Below are 3,472 nucleotides of genomic sequence, written 5' to 3'. Positions count from 1 at the left end.
GCCCCACCCACCCCCGCCACCGACTGAACCGCCGCATCGCGGCGAAGCCGCCGGGGTCCCCGCATCGCGGCGAAGCCGCCAACCACCCCCGACGGCTCCCCCAGGAAGCTCGCCGAAGGCGAGCTGACGGAAACCCCGAACGGCGCCCAAGGCCAGGGGTCCCCGCATTGCGGCGAAGCCGCCATGCGGGGCTAGGCCCACAGCTGCCCTTCCAGGGCGGCTGTGGCTTCTTCGAGGGTGCCGGCGTAGGCGCCGGTGGACAGATACTTCCAGCCACCGTCACAGACGATCAGGACTATATCGGCCGACTTGCCCTCCTTTACCGCCCGCTCGGCCTGCGCAAGCGCCGCGTGCAGGATGGCCCCGGTGGAGATCCCGGCGAAGATGCCCTCCTCCTGCACCAGCTCGCGGGTACGGCGCAGCGCCTCCCGCGGACCGACCGAGTATCGCGAGGTGAGCACCGACGGGTCGTACAGTTCGGGAACGAACCCCTCGTCGATGTTGCGCAGCCCGTACACCAGCTCGCCGTAGCGCGGTTCGGCCGCGACGATCGAGATGTCCGGTACCCGTTCCTTGAGGTAACGACCCGTTCCCATGAGGGTTCCGGTGGTGCCGAGGCCCGCCACGAAGTGCGTGATTTCGGGCAGGTCCTCGAGAATCTCCGGCCCGGTCGTCTCATAGTGCGCCTGGGCGTTCGCCGGATTGCCGTACTGGTAGAGCATCACCCAGTCGGGATTCTCAGCGGCCAGCCGCTTCGCGACGGCGACCGCCTCATTCGATCCGCCGGCGGCGGGCGAGAACCTGATCTCGGCGCCCCACATCTGCAGGAGCTGACGGCGCTCGATCGAGGTGTTCTCCGGCATCACACAGATCAGCCGGTAGCCCCGCTGACGGCAGGCCATGGCCAGCGAGATCCCGGTATTACCGGACGTCGGTTCGAGCACGGTCGCGCCCGGAGTGAGCAGACCGCGCTTCTCGCCGTCGGCGATCATCCACAGCGCCGCCCGGTCCTTGATCGAACCGGTCGGGTTGTCCTGTTCCAGCTTCGCCCACAGCCGGGCATCCGGCGACGGCGACAGTCGCGGAAGCCCGACCAGCGGGGTCCGGCCGACGGAGTCGGCCAGGGAGGAGAAGCGCATGAGTCGGGACCCGTCGCTCGCGTCAGTGCCACCCGGGCGACATGCCAGGCGACAGCACGGCCAGCCCCTCGCTGCCCGGAACTTCGGCACTGCCCGAAAACTCCCCGACGTCGACGGAGCCGCCGGCGACGGCAGGAAGGATGGTGACCTCGTCGCCGTCGCTGAGCTTGGCGTCGAGACCGCCGAGGAAACGAACGTCCTCGTCGTTGACGTAGATGTTGACAAAGCGGTGCAGCTCGGAACCGTTGTCACCGGTCACCAGCCGGCCCCGCAGCCCGGCATACCGGAAGTCGAGATCGAGGAAGAGCGCGGCGACCGTGTCGCCCGTGCCCTCGACCAGCTTCGAACCTCCCGTGTAGGTACGCAGGATCGTCGGCACACGGACCTGGACTGCCATGGTGCTCCTTTCGCGGGTGCCACCGGCCGGGCTCGGCGGTGGCGCCGCCCGGATGGGCGGGGTGTCACGTCAGCGGGTTCTACCTCAGGCGGACAAGCGGACGAGTCGTGGGTGCCAAGGCTCCGCAGTCATCATCTTCCCGGACCGTGTCCACCACCTTCCCGGACCATGTCCCTTCCCGGACCATGTCCGTCGCCGCGTCATCGTCCGTCGCCGCGTCATCTGCAACACCAGGTCGTCTCAGACGATTTCCACCGGCTCCTCGGTGACCACGCCATCGACGATCCGGTAGGACCGGAACTCGGTCGCGTCCGGCTCCCGGGTGGAGGCCAGCACGTAGTGCGCACCCGGCTCGGCCGCAAGGGACACGTCGGTTCTGGACGGGTACGCCTCGGTTGCGGTGTGCGAGTGGTAGATGATGACGGGCTCCTCCTCCCGGTCGTCCATCTCCCGCCACACCTTGAGCTGCTCCATTGGGTCGAAGCGGTAAAAGGTCGGCGAGCGCTCCGCGTTCTCCATCGGGATGAACCGCTCCGGCCGGTCCGACCCCAGGGGGCCGGCGACGATGCCACAGGCCTCGTCGGGATGATCTCGGCGGGCATGGGCGACAATCGCCTCATAGCAGGCACGGTCGATTCGCAGCACGAGCCCACCGTACGACGCCGAAGGGGCGGTTCGGGTCGGCCTTCGCCCGCGACTACCCCAGAGCTCGGGTCAGATCATCGAGCAGCTCGGTCAGGAACGCGTAGACCGCGACGAGCGGGCGGCGGGAATCGTCCGGGTCGAGGTGTTCGAGTTCCGCGGTGGAGTCGTCGTCGGTGAGACCGAGCCGGGTTCCCAGCACCAACCGGAGGTCGTTCAGCGTCGTCAGCCAGTCCTGAGCGGCCTCCTCGTCGAGCAGGAGCGCCCTCCCAGGCGCCGGCACAGCGGACAGCACCCGCCGAGCGGCGTCACGCTTGCGGGCGAGCAGATCGTCCGTCCGGCGGCGGCGGAAGTCCCCGGAGGCCATCGGATCGTCCGGGTAGGGGTCGGGAAGCAGACGAGCGATCGCCGGATCGTCCGGCGGCGGCGGCGCGGTGTCACGCAGCCCCACCAGCGCCTCCAGCGGATCCTCGACCGGCGGTGGTTCGAGCAGGGACTCGATCTGGCCGACGAGCTCGATCAGCAACGCCGCCTCGAGCCGGGCAAGGCGCAGCTCGATCCCGGCACGCGTGCGGCGGAAGCCGTCAGCCACGTCCCTCCGTTCCCCCACTCTCACGCTCCCGGCGACGGTGCGCCCGGGACGACCGCCCCACATGACCGTCTGAACCGTCCGACCACGGACGCAGCCAGCCTACCCAGGGCATGCAGCATGGGCTGCTCCGGGCGGCAGGGCACCGGTGCGACGGAACGAGCCCCGGGTCGGGCACCGGTCTCGGGTCACCGGTCGGGTCAGTCCTGGGCGATCGTGGCCCACAGGCCGTAGGCGTGCAGGCGCTCGGCGTCGGCTTCCATCTCCTCCCTGGTGCCGACCGCCACCGAAGCCCGCCCCTTGTGATGGACGTCGAGCATCAGCTTGGTGGCCTTCGGCTTGCTGTAGCCGAAGAGCTTCTGGAAGACATACGTCACGTATGACATCAGGTTGATCGGGTCGTTCCAGACAATGGTGACCCACGGCCGATCGTCATCGAGGGTCTCGTCGACTTCCTCGACATCGAGAGGCGACACGGTGGCGACAGACACGCTTCCTATTGTTACGCCATTCCCACGACAGTTCTCCTCGACGGGTCGTGTGCCGTGGCCGGCAATCACCTCTCAGCAGGCGGCCCAACGCCGGGAGACGACCGAACGCCGCAGGGTGGCATCGTCGGGGCCGCGGCCGCACATCGGGGGGCCGGCCAGGATGAGAACCACTTTGCCGCCGCGAAACGGCTCCGACCCGACCGGGACACCCCCC

Annotated in this window: 5 protein-coding genes; all 5 read right to left on the bottom strand. The window is 68.9% G+C overall.

Annotation, left to right across the window (positions count from 1 at the left end; genetic code table 11):
• Positions 1–191 precede the first annotated feature (191 nt).
• The 5 genes from AC08ON_RS17225 to clpS all read right to left on the bottom strand — a co-directional run bounded on the left by AC08ON_RS17225 (position 192) and on the right by clpS (position 3,258).
• Positions 192–1,139, bottom strand: coding sequence for a PLP-dependent cysteine synthase family protein (locus AC08ON_RS17225; protein WP_476608569.1), 948 nt, complete (start codon positions 1,137–1,139; stop codon positions 192–194).
• A 22-nt stretch (positions 1,140–1,161) separates the two neighbouring features.
• Positions 1,162–1,536 (bottom strand): MoaD/ThiS family protein, encoded by a 375-nt coding sequence (locus AC08ON_RS17220; RefSeq protein WP_476608570.1) that lies wholly within the window; start codon positions 1,534–1,536, stop codon positions 1,162–1,164.
• 240 nt (positions 1,537–1,776) lie between these two features.
• Positions 1,777–2,181, bottom strand: coding sequence for a M67 family metallopeptidase (locus AC08ON_RS17215; RefSeq protein WP_476608571.1), 405 nt, complete (start codon positions 2,179–2,181; stop codon positions 1,777–1,779).
• A gap of 52 nt (positions 2,182–2,233) precedes the next feature.
• A complete protein-coding gene (locus AC08ON_RS17210; protein WP_476608572.1) occupies positions 2,234–2,770 on the bottom strand; it encodes a DUF2017 domain-containing protein in 537 nt (178 codons plus the stop codon).
• A 197-nt stretch (positions 2,771–2,967) separates the two neighbouring features.
• Complete coding sequence (gene clpS / locus AC08ON_RS17205) at positions 2,968–3,258, bottom strand: ATP-dependent Clp protease adapter ClpS (protein WP_476608573.1); 291 nt, start codon at positions 3,256–3,258, stop codon at positions 2,968–2,970.
• Between the last annotated feature and the right edge of the window lie 214 nt (positions 3,259–3,472).

It is taken from the genome of Frankia sp. CoWAU3, from assembly GCF_977971855.1.
Note: the sequence above shows the minus strand (reverse complement) of the source record. Positions and strands in the feature narration are given on the sequence as shown.

What these genes read in the sequence shown, in the direction of transcription:
- AC08ON_RS17225 (WP_476608569.1), bottom strand. Translation starts at nt 1,139, where the DNA reads ATGCGCTTCTCCTCCCTGGCCGACTCCGTCGGCCGGACCCCGCTGGTC.
- AC08ON_RS17220 (WP_476608570.1), bottom strand. Translation starts at nt 1,536, where the DNA reads ATGGCAGTCCAGGTCCGTGTGCCGACGATCCTGCGTACCTACACGGGA.